The organism is Mesorhizobium sp. M4A.F.Ca.ET.020.02.1.1 (assembly GCF_004022645.1).
In the GTDB taxonomy this organism is placed as follows: Bacteria; Pseudomonadota; Alphaproteobacteria; order Rhizobiales; family Rhizobiaceae; genus Mesorhizobium.
Window position 1 is genome coordinate 1 of sequence record NZ_RZOI01001199.1, and the last position, 982, is coordinate 982.

2 pseudogenes are annotated in these 982 nt (G+C 66.4%); both read left to right on the forward strand.

Features of this window, described 5'->3' with window-relative positions:
- Positions 1–768, forward strand: a pseudogene (locus tag EN742_RS38480) (hypothetical protein); the annotation flags it as partial.
- Positions 769–851: 83 nt separating this feature from the next.
- A pseudogene (locus EN742_RS39875) lies at positions 852–982 on the forward strand (globin); the annotation flags it as partial.

Genomic DNA, 982 nt, shown 5'->3' on the forward strand with positions numbered 1-982 from the left:
GCGAACAAGGATGCGGCGCCGGCCGCCGCCGTGGCCGCCGAGGTCAAGCCTGCACCCGCCACTGCGGCCAGGCAGGAGATAGTCAAGCGCGACGAGGACATGCGCTTCGTCGTGGTTCGCGGCAGCAATCCGCTCTGCAATCCGGATTGCCCCGAATGGATCTCGGCCGAAGGCACGATCACAGCTTACACGCCGGAGCGGCTGCGTGACATGCTCGACAGCATTGGCCGGCGCAGGCTGCCCTTGGTGATCAACTCGCCGGGCGGCGACGTGCTGGGAGCGCTCGCGGCTGGCCGGCTGATCCGCGAGCACAAACTCGACGTCGCCATTGCCCGGACCGATTTCGTCGGCTGTGATTTGACAGCGCGGGATTGCGCGGCCGACAGCGAAGCTCGCGCCGGGCTTACCGTCGATGCCGAAGGCGTATGCAATTCAGCCTGCGCGATCATGCTTGCCGGCGGTGTCCGGCGGCTTGTCGGCCCGCGGGCGCGGCTCAGCGTGCATTCGCTGGGGATGGAAAAGCAGGTCAGGACCTACCTCGAAGACATGGCGATCGGGAGCGACCTGTTCGCGGCGATGCAGTCGGTGCTCTATTCCAGCCATCGCCAACTCGAGCCGGAGATGATGCTGAAGGTCGGGCTGACGACTGGACCGCAATCGGTCGACGCGCTGACCGGCGCCACCATCTGCGCCGCGACGCCGAAGCCCGAGAACTGCCGCGTGGCGCCGTCGCCCAATGCCCAGGCCGAGGCGCCAGCCAGGCTTTAGGGGCGAACTGGCCATCGAGGCAGGTTGAGCCGTCTTTGATCTTTCCGCTATCGTGCGCGGCAACCGACAGGCGAGGATCGATGATGAGCGAGAATATCCCGACACTGTTCGAATGGGCCGGCGGCGCCGAGGCGTTGAGCCGCCTGACGCAGACCTTCTACGACAAGGTGGCGCGCGATCCGATCGTAGGCCCGGTGTTCAGGCATATGTCGCC